Origin of the sequence: Couchioplanes caeruleus (genome assembly GCF_023499255.1) — a bacterium.
Lineage (GTDB): Bacteria > Actinomycetota > Actinomycetes > Mycobacteriales > Micromonosporaceae > Actinoplanes > Actinoplanes caeruleus_A.
Genome location: NZ_CP092183.1, coordinates 6,170,735 through 6,185,871 on the forward strand (window position 1 = coordinate 6,170,735; position 15,137 = coordinate 6,185,871).

The window sequence follows — 15,137 nt, forward strand, 5'->3', positions numbered from 1 at the left end:
CCATCCTCACCCGCCGGGGCCGTACCGGCACGTCGCGACCCGGTCCGCGGCGATGTCGTACCCGGGTGGCATGCTCGGCGTGCTCGCAGAAGGGGGGATCCCATGACCAAGGTGGTCGCCGACATCTCGGTGTCGCTCGACGGGTTCGTGACCGGCCCCGGCGCCGGACCGGAGCAGGGCCTGGGCCGCGGCGGTGAGGCGCTGCACACCTGGGCGCTCGCGGGCGACGCCGTGGACCGCGACGTGCTGACCTCCGCGACCGACGCGACCGGCGTCGTCGTCATGGGGCGGCGGTTGTTCGACGTCATCGACGGCCCGCACGGCTGGAGCGACGAGATGGGATACGGCGCCGACCTGGCCGCCGTCCCGCCCGTGCTGGTGGTGACGCGCACGCCGCCGCCACGGATGCGGCTGGCCGCCGACCGGTTCACCTTCGTCGTCGACGGCATCCGCAGCGCCGTCGCGAAGGCCCGGGCCATGGCCGAGGACCGTGACGTCGTCATCATGGGCGGCGGCGAGACCGTGCGCGGCGCCATCGACGCCGGCGTGGTCGACGAGCTGCGGCTGCACCTGGCGCCGGTCCTGCTCGGCTCGGGCACGCCGCTGTTCTCCGGCGCGGTCCCCCGCCCGCTGCGGCAGATCCACGTCCAGGCGTCCGGCCACGCCACCCACCTGACCTACCGGGTGGACTGAGGTGCCCGAGGTCCACCTGATCACCGACCCGCAGGACGAGCGGCTCGGCGACTACCGCGCCCTCACCGACCTCGAGCTGCGGACGAAGTGGGAGCCGCCCAACGGCCTGTTCATCGCCGAGGGGGAACTGGTGCTGCGCCGCGCCCGGCGTGCCGGCTACCGCCCGCGGTCGTACCTGATCGACGCCAAGCGCGTCGACCAGCTGCACGACGTCGACGACGCCCCGGTCTACGCGGCGTCGCCGGCCGTGCTCGAACAGGCCACCGGCTTCCACGTGCACCGCGGGGTCCTGGCGTCGTTCCACCGGCTCCCGCTGCTCGACGCGGGCGAGGTCCTTGCCACCGCCCGCCGCATCGCGATCCTCGAGGACGTCAACAACCACACCAACATCGGCGCGGTCTTCCGCGGCGCGGCCGCCCTCGGCATCGACGCCGTCCTGCTCTCACCGACCTGCGCCGACCCGCTCTACCGCCGCAGCGTACGGGTCAGCATGGGCGAGGTCTTCGCGATCCCGTACGCCCGGCTAGACCCGTGGCCGGACGCCCTCGGCAAGGTGCGGGAGGCGGGGTTCACGGTGCTGGCACTGACGCCGGCGGACCACGCCCTCCCGCTGCAACGCCTCGACGCGGCTCAGCGCGCCCGCCCGGCACTGCTGCTGGGCGCGGAGGGCCCGGGCCTGTCCCGCCACGCCCTGGCGGCCAGCGACATCCCGGTACGCCTCCCGATGCGCCGCGGCGTCGACTCGCTGAACGTGGCGGCCGCGGCGGCGGTCGCCTTCTGGGAGCTGAGCCGCGACGACGACCTGTGACCGCGCTCGCCCCTCACCTCAGGCCGTGACGGCGAGCCCCGACGACTCTCACCCTTCCCAGCCCCCGCGGCAACCGCGAGCCGCGACGGCGCTCACGCTCCCCAACGCCAGCCGTGACCCCTAGCCGCAACGGCGCTCGCCCCTCCCCCACCCCGCCGCGACCGCGAGCCGCGACGGCGGCGGCCCGGCGGCGGCCCGGCGGCGGCCCGGCGGCGGCCCGGCGGCGGCCCGGCGGCGGCCCGGCGGCGGCCCGGCGGCGGCCCGGCGGCGGCCCGGCGGCGGCCCGGCGGCGGCCCGGCGGCGGCCCGGCGGCGGCCCGGCGGCGGCCCGGCGGCGGCCCGGCGGCGGCCCGGCGGCGGCCCGGCGGCGGCCCGGCGGCGGCGATTGTCCTGAGAGGATGGTCAGCTGGGAGGGATCAGGCGGGAGCCCGTCCATGCCAGACCCATGCCCGCGGCCAGCAGGAGCAGCGCACCCACCGTCGGCAGCGGCCGGACCGCGTAGGAGCCCGCGCCGATCGACACCGCCGCGAGGATGAGCAGCACCCCGTCGGCCGGATTGACCAGCCTGGACCGCAGCACCGCCCAGCCCAGCAGCAGCCACCCGGCGCCCACGACCGCCGCGGCGACCATCGACGCCGTCCGGAGCTGCCCGGCCGGCACGCCCACCGGCTCGACGCCCGTAGCGGTCGGCAGCGCGGTCAGCGGTAGCCACAGTGCCGCCCCGGCCAGGCCGACGAGCAGGCCCGCCACCGCCGTCCGGCGCGTCCGCGACCCCGCCAGCAGTCCGGCCAGCGCGACCATCGCCACCGTGCACAGCCAGCCGGCGGCCACCTCGACGACGAGCGGGCCGGGCGGGGTGGCGATGCCCAGAGTGGACCAGCCGTACAGGGCCGCGCCGGCCGGCAGGGCCCAGAGGGCGTTACGGGCGTACCGGCGTACCGACCAGATCCAGACGGCTTCGCGGACCGGCAGCAGATGGTCGTCGGCGGCCGACGGGCGGGCGCCGCCCACCCAGGCCGGCGCGACGCGCAGCGGCCGGCCGCTGGCGGTCTGGTGCTGACTGATGCTCATGGCTCCGCCTTGACTGGGCTCAGGCTTGAGCGGCCGGGGGCACCGTTCGGGAATCCTGGGTCCACCATGGCAAAACCCCGCGCACCGGCGCGGGGTTTTTCGATATTCGCTACGATCCCGCACCCGGGCGGGTGGCGACCCGTCCCGGACGAAGCCGGCGGGGCGGGCGGGGAGCCGCCGGACCGGCGCGGACCGCGTGGTCGCGGCCCGCGCCGGATCCGATCAGGCGCGCTCGGGCTCGCCGGCGCCGTTGTAGTCGGCCGAGCCCAGCGCCGCGGACGGCGGTACCGGCTCGGGCGCCGGGAGACTCTTGGTGCTGTTGCCGTCTCCCGAGACCTGGGCCTCGGCGGCCCGGACCTGCTCGTTGACCGCCTGCGCCTCGTCGGCCGCCGCCTGCGCCGCCGCCGCGGCCTCGCGTTCCACCGCGCCGGAATCGACCGACTCCGACGGCTTGTCGCCGACCATGTTGGCGAGGCCGCCGAGGGCGCCGCCGAGCCCTTCCAGGGCCTTGTTCAGCTCGGCCGGCACGATCCACACCTTGTTGGCCGAGCCGTTGGCGATCTGCGGCAGGGCCTGGAGGTACTGGTACGCGAGGACCTTCTGCGACGGGTTCGCCGTGTGGATCGCGTCGAAGACCGTACGGATGGCCTTGGCCTGGCCCTCGGCCTGCAGGATGCGGGCCTGGCGGTCACCGTCGGCGCGCAGGACCTGGGACTGCTTCTCGCCCTCCGCGGTGAGGATGGCGGCCTGCTTGTGGCCCTCGGCGTTGAGGATCGTGGCGCGGCGTTCACGTTCCGCGCGCATCTGCTTCTCCATGGAGTCGCGGATGCTGGGCGGCGGCTCGATCGCCTTGATCTCCACGCGGGTGACCTTGATGCCCCAGCGGCCGGTGGTCTCGTCGAGGACGCTGGAGAGGTGCCGGTTGATCTCCTCGCGGCTGGTCAGGGCGCGTTCCAGGTCGAGCGAGCCGATGACGTTGCGCAGGGTGGTGACGGTGAGCTGCTCGATGGCCTGCAGGAAGTTCGAGATCTCGTACGTGGCCCGGACCGGGTCGACGACCTTGAAGTAGAGCACCGTGTCGATGCTGACGACGAGGTTGTCGGAGGTGATGACCGGCTGGGGCGGGAAGCTGACGACCTGCTCCCGCATGTCGACCTTGGTACGCACCGCGTCGACGAACGGCACCAGCAGGTTGAGGCCGGGCGAGAGGGTGCGCTTGTACTTGCCGAGCCGTTCGACCACGTCCATGCGCTGCTGGGGAACGATCCGGACGGACCGGACAAGCGTGATCACCGCGAACAGGGCGATCACGAAGATGAGTACACCGATCACGACTTCCATGGGTGCCTCTCTAAAGGTTGGGCATGTCGTCGCGCCACACGATGGCGGTGGCGCCCTTGACCTTGATCACCCGGACACGTTCGCCGGGCAGGTATTTCTCGTCCGCGTCGAACGACCGCGCGGTCCACAGCTCGCCGTCGATCTTCACCATGCCACGGTCGGCGCCGACCTCCTCGAGGACCGTCGCCTGGGAGCCCTCGATCGCCTCGATCCCGAACGGCGTCTCGCCGGACTCGAGGGCGGACTGCTGGTGCCGCATGATGATGGGGCGGATCGCGCCGACGGAGAGACCGGACACGATGGCGAAGACGATGACCTGGACGAGGACGTTAGCCCCGAGCGCCGCGGCGCCGGCGGCCGCGAGGGCGCCGGCGGCGAAGAAGATGACGAGGAAGGTCGCGGCGAAGGCCTCGCCGATCGCGAGGGCGATGGCGAGGACCAACCAGAGGACAGCTTCCACACTCTGATCGTGACACGTCCGTGCACGAGCAGCGACATCGCGTTGCATCCATTTGCGGCGTAGCCCAGATCCGCCTCGCGCAGTTGTACCCATGACCGCCCATCAGGAAGGCTCACCGTGTCCCTGCTGCCGGAAACCGGCCGACGCGTCACCGGGATCGTCGCCCGCGCCCAGGCCGCCGGCCGCGCCCCCTCGCTGGCGCTCGCGGTGGTCCGCGACCGTGCGTTGCTGCACTTCACCGGCGCCGGGGAGACGCCACCGCCGGACCCGAAGACGCAGTACCGGCTCGGCTCGATCACGAAGACGCTGACCGCGACGATGATCATGCAGCTGCGCGATGAGGGCTTCTTCGCCCTGGACGACCTCCTGTACCGGCATCTGCCGGGCACCCCGGTGGGCGGCATCACACTGCGGCAGCTGCTGGGCCACGTCTCCGGCCTGCAGCGCGAGCCCGCCGGGCCGTGGTGGGAGCGGCGGGCCGGCGGCAACGTGGACCAGCTGCTGGCCGACCTCGAGTTCGACAAGATCGCCATGCCGCCGTTCCGGACGTACCACTACTCCAATCTGGCGTACGGGCTGCTCGGGGCGGTGCTGCACCGGGTCACCGGCGAGTCCTGGGCGGACCTGGTCACCAAGCGCGTGCTCGACCCGCTCGGCATGAAGCGCACCACGTACCACCCGGTCGAGCCGTACGCCCGCGGCTACGTGGTGCACTCGCTGGACGGCGGCCTGCACGAGGAGCCACGGCCCGACACGGGCGCGATGGCCCCGGCCGGGCAGCTGTGGTCCACGGTCACCGACATGGCGAAGTGGGCGTCGTTCCTCGCCGATCCGGCCCCGGCGGTGCTGGCCCGCGCCACGGTCGACGAGATGTGCACGCCCGTCGTCATGCAGGACGAGGCCTGGACCGCCGGGCACGGGCTCGGCCCGGAGCTCAACCGGGTCGGCGAACGGGTGTACGTGGGCCACGGCGGTTCGATGCCGGGGTACGTGTCGCAGCTGCTCGTGCACCGGCCGTCGCGCGTCGGGGTGGTCGCCTTCGCCAACTCGTACGGCCTGCGCGGCACCAGCATCCGCGCGGTGGCGCTGGAGGTCCTGACCGCGGTGCTGGACGCCGAGCCGGCCCAGCCGCAGCCGTGGAAGCCGATGCCGGCGCCGGCGGGCGAGGCGGCCGAGCTGTGCGGGCGCTGGTGGTGGATGGGCGGCGAGTACGAGGTCACCGCCGACGGCGAGGAGCTGACGATGGCACCGGTGGGCGCCGCGGCCCGGGCACCGTGGCGCTTCGTCCGGGAAGCGCCGGACCGGTGGCGGGGCACGGCCGGCTCCAACACGGGCGAGATCCTCGAGGTCCTGCGCGGCCCGGACGGCGCCGTGGAGAAGATCGACATCGCGACGTTCGTGTTCGGCCGCGACCCGCGCCACCTCGCCTAAGCCGGCTCCGTCACGAAGTCGATCAGGCGTTCCATGGCGTTGATCAGGGGCGTCTCGACGTCCTTGTAGCTGTTCACGCTGCCCAGGATCCGCCGCCACATGTCGGCCGGCTGCGCCACGCCCACGGCCCGGCAGACGCCCTCCTTCCACGGCTGTCCCGGCGGCACGACCGGCCACTGCCGCAGCCCGACCCGCTCCGGCTTGACCGCCTGCCACACGTCCACGTACGGGTGCCCGGTGACCAGCACGTCCGGGTCCTTGACCGCGGCGACGATCCGGCTCTCCTTCGAGCCCGGCACGAGGTGGTCGACCAGCACGCCGACCCGGCGCCCACGGGCCGGGCGGAAGTCGCGGACCGCGCCGGCGAGGTCGTCGATGCCGTCCAGCGGCTCCACGACCACGCCCTCGATGCGCAGGTCGTCGCCCCAGATCCGCTCGATGAGGGCGGCGTCGTGGATGCCCTCCACCCAGATGCGGGAGGCCTTGGCGACCTGGGCGCGTACGCCCTCGACCGCCACCGAGCCGGAGGCCGTCGTCCGCCGCTGGGGCGCGACGGGCGCCGCGGCCGCCTTGCGCAGCGTCACGACCTGCCCCTCGACCAGGAACGCGGCGGGGTCGAGCGGGAAGTTGCGGCGCTTGCCGTGCCGGTCCTCCAGCACCACCGCGCCGTACTCGAACCCGACGACGGCGCCGCAGAAGCCGGAGCCGGCGTCCTCCACCACCATGCCCGGCTCCACGTCCACCTCGGGCACGGCCTTGCGCCGGCGCCAGTTGCCCGCGAGCACATCCTCCCCATACATGACGGGCACGGTAACTCGTCCGGCCGGACACGCCGGTCCGACGCTCCGGCGCAAGACAACCCCGGCGCGAGCCACGTACCCTGGCTCGCATGTCCCCCGCAGCAGATGCGGCGACCCTGACGGCCCGCCGGTCCACCCGGCTCGTCGCCTGGGTACGCGCCTGGCGCGCCGGCCTCGTCCCGTTCGACGAGCTGGCCGACGAGATCGCCGGCGACGAGGAGCACCTCGTCGCCGATGCCCCCGGCACCTGGACCGACGTGCCGCTGGGGCAGGCGCTGCCCGCGTTCGCCAAGCTGCATCCCGACGAGATCCGCCTCGTCCTGCCCGCGCCCGGCGACCCGCGCGGCCTGCCCGCCAAGAGCGAGCTGACCGGGCCCGCGATGCTCGCCGGCGAGGCTGTGACGACGCCCACGTTCGGCGTCGTGCCGGAGGTGCGCCGGCACACCTCGGGCTCCGGGGTGGAGTTCGAGACGGTGCTGTGGCGCTTCTACCCGGTGACCGACTACCGGCCGGTCTTCCAGATGGGCTCGGCGGAGGCCGAGGCCGAGCTGACCCGCGCGCTGGCCGAGGCCACCACGCAGCTGACCCGGCTCGACGTCGCCCAGTGGCGCCCGGAGCTGGCGGGCGCGCTGCAGGCGCTGCGCCGCCCGGAGAGCACGGCGACGCTGCCGCCCGGCTTCGACCCGCGGTCGCGCCGGCTGTTCGCGCGCGCCAGCATCCTCGACCAGGTTCTCGCGCTGGCCGAGCACAACGCCCCCGGCGGGGCCATCAACGGCTACGAGGCACAGCAGCGTGACGCGGCGCTGCGGCCCCTGACGACGGCGTGCCGCCAGGCCCTGGTCGCGGCGTGCAACTCCCCGCTGCATGCCTGACCGCTACGCGCACTGCACGTTCTGCGGGGCGCGCTTCACCCCGGGCCAGCCGTGGCCGCGTCGCTGCGCCGCGTGCGGCGAGACCAGCTACGTCAACCCGGCGCCGGTGGCGGTCGCCGTCCAGCCGGTCGGCGGCGGCCTGCTGGTCATCCGCCGGGGCATCCCGCCGGCCGCGGGGCGCCTCGCCCTCCCGGGCGGCTTCATCGACATCGGCGAGACCTGGCAGCAGGCCGCGGCCCGGGAGCTGCGCGAGGAGACCGGCCTGACGGCCGACCCCGATGGCGTACGCCTCTACGACACGATCAGCGCCCCGGACGGCACGCTGCTGGTGTTCGGCCTGTTCCCGTCGCTCGCCACGGAGGCGGAGCTCCCGGAGCCCGCGCCGGACGACGAGACGCTCGGCCGGCAGGTGCTGCACCGGCCCGAGCCGCTCGGTTTCGACCTGCACACCCGCGTGGCGGACAGGTGGTTCGCGCAGGTGGCAGCCGGCATGTGACCGCCGGCGCTCAGCTGCGGAAGACCGCCGCGAGGTCGTGCAGGCGGGCGGCCGTACCGGTCAGGTCGCCGACCGCGCGGTGCGTCTCCTCGGCGGCGCCGCGCACCTCCTGGGCCGCCGTGCTCACCGCCACGATGGCCTGGCTGATCTGCTCGGCGCCGCTGCTGACCGTGCCCGCACCCTCGACCATCGTGCCGGTGGTGGCGGTCTGCTCCTCCACCGCCGCCGCGATGGTCAGCTGGTGCTCGGCGATGGCGCCGATGACGGCCGAGAAGCCACCGACGGCCTGGACGGCCTCGCCGGTGTCGTGCTGGATGCCCTCGATGCGCCGGGCGATCTCCTCGGTGGCCTGCGCGGTGGCCTGCGCCAGCTCCTTCACCTCGCCGGCCACGATGGCGAAGCCGCGGCCCGCCTCGCCGGCCCGCGCCGCCTCGATGGTGGCGTTGAGGGCGAGCAGGTTCGTCTGCGCGGCGATCGCGTTGATCGTCCGCAGCACCTCGTTGATCTCCTGGGCGGAGTCGCGCAGCCGGGTCACGTTGCCGGTGGCGACGCCCACGCCGGTCACCGCCTCGTCGGTCATCCGCGAGACGTCCGACGTGTTCGTGCTGATCTCCTCGATGGCGGCGCGCATCTGGTGGGTGCCCTCCGCGATCGCACCGACCTCGTCGCTCGTCCGGCGCGCCGACCGCGCCACGGTCTCCAGCTCGCCGGCGGTGGCGTCGGCGGCCCGGGCCATCGTGCTGCTGGCGCGCTGCAGCGTACCCGCGGATCCGTTGACCTCCTCGACCGCGCGCCGGATGCCGGCGACGGTGTCCTGGAAGCGGTCCATCATCGTGTTGTACGCCTCGGCCATCTGGCCGAGCTCGTCCTTGCCCACGACCGGCATCCGTCCGCCGAGGTCGCCGGCGGCGGCCGACTGGATCACCGTGGCGTCGGCGCGCAGCAGGCGCACGATGCTCGACCAGACCGACACCTGCATGAGCAGACCGATCGGGGCGAGCACCACGGGCAGCCACAGCCCGAGCGTGGCGAGCAGCTCGAGGTCCGATCGGGCGGACGAGCCGGCCGGCAGCGCACCGGCGGCCGAGCCGGCCACGCGATGGGCGAACACACCCAGTCCGATCACCCCGCCGACGGTGCTGAGCAGGGCGATGGAGGTGCGGAGCTTGGTCGGCAGCCGGTCGAGGAGAGAGAACATGCCCGCCTCATCGGCCACGGCACGGCCGAGTTGAGGCGACAGGGTTCAGCAGCGGACCGCGAGCCGGGCCGCGACGAGCGTCTCGAGCAGGTCGCCGAGCTGGTCCAGCTCCCCCTGGTCCAGCGGGGCGAAGGTCTCGGCGAACACCCGGTCGGCGCGGCCCTGGCCCTCCTGGCGCAGCCGCTCGCCCAGCTCGGTGAGCCGGTGCCGCACCACCCGGCCCGGGCCGGGCATCCGCTGCAGCAGGCCGCGGTCGACCATGCGGGCCGCGAGCGAGCCGAAGGACTGGTCGGTCTGGAACGTCAGCTGGGCCAGCTCGTGCAGCGACGCCTCGGGATGCCGGGCGAGGTGCCGCAGCGTGTCCCACTGCACGAGCGAGATGCCCAGGTCGGCCAGGGACGCGCTGAGCGCCCGATGGTGTGCGTGCTGCAGGCGCTTCACCAGCAGCGCGACCTCTGGCGCCGTACGAACCATGGTTGCTGTCCCGTCCCCGACCTCGAAGGTGTACCGAGCGGACAGGTTCGCCAGAAACGGGCGCGGCAAACGCGATCAGAGGAATTCGTCGAGCAGACTCGCCAGCCGGACCGGTGTCTCGTACATCGCGTAGTGCCCGGCCCCGGCCAGAATCTCCAGCCGGGCGTTCGGGTACGCGGTGAGCCAGGTGGCCCGCGTCGTCTCCGCCCCCAGCGCGGGATCGTGCTCGCCGACGATCGCCAGGGCGGGCACCGGGTTCCCGGCGACCCGGTCGGCGAAGTCCGTCCGCGCCCACGCCGGCAGGTACGCCCCGAACGCCTCGGCAGAGCTGGACGCGAGGCTCTCGTCGACCATCGTGTCCAGCCAGTGCGAGGACAGCCGGTTGCCGGTGGTCAGGTCGATGATCGTCTTGCGGCTCGCCCGGTCGTTCGCCGCCGAGTCGAACAGCGCCCAGCCCTGCTCGTCGAAGGGCACGCCGCCGGCCGGCACCGGACTGATGCCGACCAGGTGGGTGACCCGGTCCGGGGCGTCGGCCAGCACGTGCTGCGCGGCGCTGCCGCCCATCGAGTGGCCGACCACGGCGAACCGGTCCCAGCCGAGGTCGTCGGCGACCGCCAGCGCGTCCCGGCTGATCTCGGCGATGCTGTGCTCGCCGGCCACGTCGCGCCGCTCGCCGTAGCCCCGGTAGTCGGGGAACGCCCAGGTGAACCGGTCGGGGTCGATCAGCTGCGGCAGGAAACCCCAGCCGCGGGACGAGCCGAACCAGCCGTGCAACGCCAGAACGTGTACGGGTCCACTGCCCACAGTCAGCACCATGCCCGCATTATTCTGGCAGTCTGGGCCGATGCACAGTCGCATGGAGACGGTGAGCCGGGCGCTTCAGCCGTACGTGGACGCCGGTGACCTGGCCGGCGCCGTCGCCCTGACCGCGCACGGCGACGGGGTGGACGTGGTCTGCTGCGGCGTCCGCGACCTGGCGACCGGCGCGCCGATGACCCGGGACACCATCTTCCGGATCGCGTCGGTGACCAAGCCGCTCGCCGCCGCCGTGGCGCTGACCCTGGTCGAGGACGGCACGTTCCGCCTCGACGAGCCGGTCGACAGCTGGCTGCCGGAGCTCGCCGGGCGGCCGGTGCTGCGGACGCTCGCCTCGCCGCTCGACGACGTGGTGCCCCAGGCCCGGCCGATCACCGTCCGCGACGTGCTGGCGTACACCCACGGGTACGGCGTGGTGATGGCGCCGCCGGGGACGTACCCGATTCAGGACCGCATCGACGAGCTGGGGGTGGGCCCGGGCCCCGATCCGGCGCCGTTCCCGCTCGACGAGTGGATGGCGCGGCTGGGCACGCTGCCGATGCTGCACCAGCCGGGCGAGGGCTGGACGTACCACGGCGGCGGCGACGTCCTCGGGGCGCTGCTGGTGCGCGCCTCCGGCCGGGACCTGGAGACGCTCCTGCGCGAGCGGCTGTCCGGGCCGCTGGGCATGCGCGACACGACGTTCGGCGTCACGGACCCGGGGCGGCTCGCGCAGACGTACCGGCCGGGACCGGCGGGGCTCGAGGTCCGCGAGGAGCCGCCGGGACGCTGGGCGCCGCCGCTGCGCCAGTCGGGCGCCACCGGGCTCACGTCGACCGTCGACGACCTGCTCGCCTTCGGCCGCATGCTGCTGGCCGGCGGCGGTGACGTGCTGTCCCCCGCCTCGGTCCGGCTGATGACCACGGATCGCCTGACGGATGCCGAGAAGGCCGGCGCGCTGTGGCTGCCGGACTTCGGGAAGGCGTACAGCTGGGGCTTCGGCGCCTCGGTCATCACGGGTGCGGCTCCCGGCGGCCCGGCGGTGGGCAGTTACGGCTGGACCGGCGGGCTCGGCACGGCTGCGTACGTCGATCTGCGCGGCGGCCGGGTCAACGTGCTGCTGACCCAGCGCGAGATGACCAGCCCGGTCCCGGACCCCTACGCCACGGCCTTCTGGCGCGCGGTGGCCTAACGCCCGGCGGCTTCGCGTACGCCTCGCAGCAGCCGCGCCACGAAGAACCGGTGCGCGCCCGAGCCGATGACCAGCGCCCGGTACGCGACCCCGTGCACACCCGGGAACTCCGCGTACGTCCGCGCGCCGAGCCGCGTCCCGCCGTCCTCCTCGGTGAGCGTCAGCACGAGCTGGTATCGGGAGAAGTAGTGGCGGCCGGCGAGCCGCAGAAGCCGTCCGGGCACGGCCTCGGTGACCTCGAAGCCGGGCAGCGTGGACCCTTCCGCGAGGGGCCCGCCGGAGAAGCCCCGGGGGCGGGCGCCGATGAGACGGGCGTACGTCTCCGCATCGGCGAACCGGGGAACCCGCGCGCACAGCAGCTCCCACGCGACCGGCGCGGGGGCGGGCACGGTCGTGTGCTGCTCGTCGACGAACGGCAGTCCGGTCTCCGCGTCCATGCGCCCTCCCGGACGCAATATACGGTCGCCGGGTGTCACCGGATCACGGTGACCCCGGCGTCCGCGGACCGGCCGGGAGCGCGGAACCGGCCAGGAGGCGTCAGTACGTCAGCGTCCCCCGGAGCAGGCTCTTGCCGGAGTGCGCGGCGTCGCCGTCGTGCGCCTCGTCGGAGACGTCGACGAGGCGGTACCGGTTGAGGTCGGTGCCGGGCGGCACGGGCAGCACCGCCTCCGGGCGGGCCGGCAGGTTGCCCAGCGACAGCATCTTTGTGGTGTCGTCCGGGTCGATCAGCCACACCTCGTGGAAGCCGGTGGTCAGCGGCAGGTTCTGCACGTCGACCACGACCTCGTCGTCGGAGAGCACCCGGACGTCGCCGCGCGCGTCCGGCGGCGCGCTCGGCAGCGGCGCGAGCGTCGCCCGGGCGGTGACGTCCGCGGCCGGCGGCCGGTCCAGCCCGCGCATCACCACGGCGGTACCGGCTATGCCGATCACCGCGGCGGCCGCGGCGGCCAGCACCGGGGCGAGCCAGCGGCGGCGGTCACCGGACGGGATCCGGCGCAGGCGGCGCCGCGGCAAGGCGGTGGGCGCGGTGGCCCGCGCCACCTCGGCCTGGATCCCGGCCCACACGCTCTCCGGCGGTGGCGGCAAATCGCGCATGTCGGCGGACTCGGCTCCCAGCTCGGCGACGTGTTCCAGGGTCCGCAGCTCATCCCGGCAGGTGGCGCAGCCGGCCAGGTGGGCCGACTCGTGTTCGTCGGCGGCCTCCTCAGCGAGCGAGAGAAGGACCAGCCGATCGGGGTCCAGATGCTGCACCGTCCACCTCCCAACGTCGACGCAGGTTCGCCATCCCCCGGCGAATGTGACTCTTCACGGTGCCCAGCGGCAAACCGGTCACCGCGGCGATCTGCGGATGGGTGAGATCGTCGAAGAACGCGAGCTCCAGCGTGCGGCGTTGCTCGCTGGGCAGCCGGTTCAGCTCGTCGGCGATGACGAGCCGGTCGACGACGCGCTCCGGGCTGTCGGCCGCGGTGGCGGGCACCGGCTGCGACCGTACGGTGTCGGTGATCCGCTCGTCGCGCGCCGCGGACCGCAGGCGGTCGACGGCCTTGCGCCGCGCGATGCCGAGCAGCCAGCCCAGCAGCGAGCCGCGCTCGGGGTCGAACGTCTCCCGTCCCATCCAGGCCGCCACGAACGTGGCCTGGGTGACGTCCTCGGCGTCCGCCCGGTTCCCCAGCAACCGGACGCCCAGCACGAGCACCGCCGAGCCGTGCCGCTCGTACGCCGCACGCAGTGCCTTCTCGTCGCCGTCGCGAAACCGCTCGGCGAGCTCCTCCCCCGGAACCATCCACCCCCCTTCCCACAGTCGTTCACCCGGGGATACGCCCGCCGCGACGCGGGCGGATGCACTTGATCGACTTTCTTTTTCCTGCATCCGTCCGCGCCGGCGGCGCCGAAACCCCCGGTGATCCAACCGAGAGCACCACCTCGACACCGGAGGAAGTCCCATGCGCATTCTGCACCCCCGCCGCGCGGCGGCGGCCGGCGTCGCCGCCCTCGTGGCGTTCGGCGGCCTCAGCGCGGTCACGACCGGCCCCGCGCTGGCCGCCTCGTCGCAGGTCTCCGTCGTGCACGGCATCCCCGGGCAGCCCGTGGACGTGTACGTCAACGGCAAGAAGACCGTGCCCGGCTTCGAGCCCGGCAAGGTCGCCGGCCCGCTGACCCTGGAGGAGGGCTCGTACGACATCGCCCTCACCAAGCCCGGCGAGGACCTCGGCAAGGCCCTGCTGAAGGTGGACGACGCCCAGGTGCCGGGCGGCGCGAACATCAGCCTGGTGGCGCACCTGAGCGCCGACGGGAAGCCGGCGCTGACCCCGTTCGTCAACGACACCGGCAAGCTGGCCGCGGGCCAGGCGCGCCTCGTCGTCCGGCACACCGCCGCCGCGCCCGCGGTCGACGTGCGGGCCGGCGGGGAGCCGGTGTTCCGCGACCTGACCAACCCGAAGGAGGCCAAGGCGGACCTGCCGGCCGGTGACGTCTCCGCCGACGTGGTGCTCGCCGGGACGGACGACGTCGTCCTCGGCCCCACCGACCTGAGCCTGGCCGAGGGCACGGCCACCATCGTGTACGCGGTGGGCTCCGCCGAGGACAAGACGCTGGACGTCGTGGCGCAGACGCTCACCGGCCTGCACTCGGCGCCCGGTGGCGTGCCGAGCGGCAGCGGCGGGCTGGCCGACCGCGGGCTCGGCACCCCCTGGTACGCCGCCGGCGTGGTGGGAATCCTGCTGCTGCTGGCCGGTGCGCTGCGGTTGCGCCCGGTCCGCCGTACGGCCGCGGCACGCCGGTGACGGCCCGTCCGGGAGGGGCCGCGCTGCTCGTGGCCGCCGGTGTGACGCTGCTGGCCGCCTCCGGTGTGGTCGCGTGCCGCTCCCGGACGGCCCCGGACGTCGGCGCCGCCACCGTCACCGCGCTCGCGAGCACCCCGCCGGCCGTGGCTGCGTCCGTACCCGTCTCGGACGGCCGGCCGCCCCGCGGCGCCGGCGCCGGCGCTCCGGTCCGGCTGCGCATTCCCGCGCTGCGGCTGGACGCGCCCGTCGCGGCCGTGGGTATCGATCAGGCGACCGGCGAGGTGGCCGTGCCGTCCGACGTCGCCCGGGTCGGGTGGTACCGGTTCGGGCCGGGACTGTCCGCGACGGCCGGGTCGATCGTCGTCGCCGGCCACGTCGACAGCGCCGAGCAGGGCCGGGGCGCGTTCTTCCGGCTCGGGTCGCTGACGCCCGGCGACCGGGTCACGCTGACCGGCCCGGGCGGTGCGAGCCGGGACTTCGAGGTCGTCGCCCGGGAGCGGTACGCCAAGACGGCCATCCCCCTGCAGCGGTACTTCGCCCGCGACGGCGCGCCCCGGCTCACGCTGATCACCTGCGGCGGCGCGTTCGATGAGAAGACCCGGCACTACCGTGACAACGTGGTGGTGACCGCCGTACCCGGGTGACCGCGACCACGCGCTCGCGGCGTCTCGATGGCATGATGTGCTCCGAGTCTCCCCGGACCGAGGCGAAGGGGTACCCCACG

General features: G+C 74.3%; 18 protein-coding genes. 8 read left to right on the forward strand and 10 right to left on the reverse strand.

Annotated features, from left to right (window positions below; genetic code table 11):
• Window positions 1-102: 102 nt before the first annotated feature.
• Complete coding sequence (locus COUCH_RS28490) at window positions 103-693, forward strand: dihydrofolate reductase family protein (RefSeq protein WP_249608297.1); 591 nt, start codon at window positions 103-105, stop codon at window positions 691-693.
• Window position 694: 1 nt separating this feature from the next.
• On the forward strand, window positions 695-1,501 hold the full coding sequence (locus COUCH_RS28495; RefSeq protein WP_249608298.1) for a TrmH family RNA methyltransferase: 807 nt from the start codon (window positions 695-697) through the stop codon (window positions 1,499-1,501).
• Between the two features lie 401 nt (window positions 1,502-1,902).
• On the opposite strand, the gene COUCH_RS28500 is transcribed toward COUCH_RS28495, so the two are convergent.
• The 3 genes from COUCH_RS28500 to COUCH_RS28510 all read right to left on the reverse strand — a co-directional run bounded on the left by COUCH_RS28500 (window position 1,903) and on the right by COUCH_RS28510 (window position 4,372).
• Window positions 1,903-2,571, reverse strand: coding sequence for a hypothetical protein (locus COUCH_RS28500; RefSeq protein WP_249608299.1), 669 nt, complete (start codon window positions 2,569-2,571; stop codon window positions 1,903-1,905).
• A 222-nt stretch (window positions 2,572-2,793) separates the two neighbouring features.
• Window positions 2,794-3,912, reverse strand: coding sequence for an SPFH domain-containing protein (locus COUCH_RS28505; protein WP_249608300.1), 1,119 nt, complete (start codon window positions 3,910-3,912; stop codon window positions 2,794-2,796).
• A 10-nt stretch (window positions 3,913-3,922) separates the two neighbouring features.
• Window positions 3,923-4,372 (reverse strand): NfeD family protein, encoded by a 450-nt coding sequence (locus tag COUCH_RS28510; RefSeq protein ID WP_249608301.1) that lies wholly within the window; start codon window positions 4,370-4,372, stop codon window positions 3,923-3,925.
• A gap of 117 nt (window positions 4,373-4,489) precedes the next feature.
• Here COUCH_RS28510 and COUCH_RS28515 point away from each other — a divergent pair, with 117 nt between their 5' ends.
• The gene (locus COUCH_RS28515; protein ID WP_249608302.1) at window positions 4,490-5,803 is read left to right on the forward strand and encodes a serine hydrolase domain-containing protein; all 1,314 of its coding nucleotides are present in this window, start codon (window positions 4,490-4,492) and stop codon (window positions 5,801-5,803) included.
• Here COUCH_RS28515 and COUCH_RS28520 read toward each other — a convergent pair.
• Window positions 5,800-6,603, reverse strand: coding sequence for a DUF3097 domain-containing protein (locus COUCH_RS28520; RefSeq protein WP_249608303.1), 804 nt, complete (start codon window positions 6,601-6,603; stop codon window positions 5,800-5,802). The two genes, COUCH_RS28515 and COUCH_RS28520, sit on opposite strands and share 4 nt — an antisense overlap.
• Window positions 6,604-6,692: 89 nt before the next feature.
• On the opposite strand from COUCH_RS28520, the gene COUCH_RS28525 reads away from it, so the two are divergent.
• Together COUCH_RS28525 and COUCH_RS28530 are read left to right on the forward strand one after the other, a co-directional pair.
• Entirely contained in the window at window positions 6,693-7,475 is a 783-nt protein-coding gene (locus tag COUCH_RS28525) for a hypothetical protein (RefSeq protein WP_249608304.1), read from the forward strand.
• Window positions 7,468-7,971 (forward strand): NUDIX domain-containing protein, encoded by a 504-nt coding sequence (locus tag COUCH_RS28530; protein ID WP_249608305.1) that lies wholly within the window; start codon window positions 7,468-7,470, stop codon window positions 7,969-7,971. Before COUCH_RS28525 ends, COUCH_RS28530 begins: the two co-directional genes overlap by 8 nt.
• 10 nt (window positions 7,972-7,981) lie before the next feature.
• On the opposite strand, the gene COUCH_RS28535 is transcribed toward COUCH_RS28530, so the two are convergent.
• From COUCH_RS28535 to COUCH_RS28545, 3 genes are all read right to left on the reverse strand, one after another.
• Entirely contained in the window at window positions 7,982-9,169 is a 1,188-nt protein-coding gene (locus COUCH_RS28535) for a methyl-accepting chemotaxis protein (protein ID WP_249608306.1), read from the reverse strand.
• Window positions 9,170-9,214: 45 nt separating this feature from the next.
• Window positions 9,215-9,643 (reverse strand): MarR family winged helix-turn-helix transcriptional regulator, encoded by a 429-nt coding sequence (locus COUCH_RS28540; RefSeq protein WP_249608307.1) that lies wholly within the window; start codon window positions 9,641-9,643, stop codon window positions 9,215-9,217.
• 75 nt (window positions 9,644-9,718) lie between these two features.
• Window positions 9,719-10,459 (reverse strand): alpha/beta fold hydrolase, encoded by a 741-nt coding sequence (locus COUCH_RS28545; protein WP_249608308.1) that lies wholly within the window; start codon window positions 10,457-10,459, stop codon window positions 9,719-9,721.
• Between the two features lie 28 nt (window positions 10,460-10,487).
• On the opposite strand from COUCH_RS28545, the gene COUCH_RS28550 reads away from it, so the two are divergent.
• Window positions 10,488-11,630, forward strand: coding sequence for a serine hydrolase domain-containing protein (locus COUCH_RS28550; protein ID WP_249608309.1), 1,143 nt, complete (start codon window positions 10,488-10,490; stop codon window positions 11,628-11,630).
• On the opposite strand, the gene COUCH_RS28555 is transcribed toward COUCH_RS28550, so the two are convergent.
• The 3 genes from COUCH_RS28555 to COUCH_RS28565 all read right to left on the reverse strand — a co-directional run bounded on the left by COUCH_RS28555 (window position 11,627) and on the right by COUCH_RS28565 (window position 13,413).
• A complete protein-coding gene (locus COUCH_RS28555) occupies window positions 11,627-12,067 on the reverse strand; it encodes a hypothetical protein (protein WP_249608310.1) in 441 nt (146 codons plus the stop codon). The genes COUCH_RS28550 and COUCH_RS28555 overlap by 4 nt on opposite strands.
• A 100-nt stretch (window positions 12,068-12,167) precedes the next feature.
• Window positions 12,168-12,881, reverse strand: a complete 714-nt coding sequence (locus tag COUCH_RS28560) for an anti-sigma factor (protein ID WP_249608311.1) — start codon at window positions 12,879-12,881, stop codon at window positions 12,168-12,170.
• Complete coding sequence (locus COUCH_RS28565) at window positions 12,835-13,413, reverse strand: RNA polymerase sigma factor (RefSeq protein ID WP_249608312.1); 579 nt, start codon at window positions 13,411-13,413, stop codon at window positions 12,835-12,837. Before COUCH_RS28565 ends, COUCH_RS28560 begins: the two co-directional genes overlap by 47 nt.
• Window positions 13,414-13,573: 160 nt before the next feature.
• On the opposite strand from COUCH_RS28565, the gene COUCH_RS28570 reads away from it, so the two are divergent.
• A complete protein-coding gene (locus tag COUCH_RS28570) occupies window positions 13,574-14,413 on the forward strand; it encodes a DUF4397 domain-containing protein (protein ID WP_249608313.1) in 840 nt (279 codons plus the stop codon).
• The gene (locus COUCH_RS28575; protein WP_430640827.1) at window positions 14,410-15,057 is read left to right on the forward strand and encodes a class F sortase; all 648 of its coding nucleotides are present in this window, start codon (window positions 14,410-14,412) and stop codon (window positions 15,055-15,057) included. Before COUCH_RS28570 ends, COUCH_RS28575 begins: the two co-directional genes overlap by 4 nt.
• Window positions 15,058-15,137 lie beyond the last annotated feature (80 nt).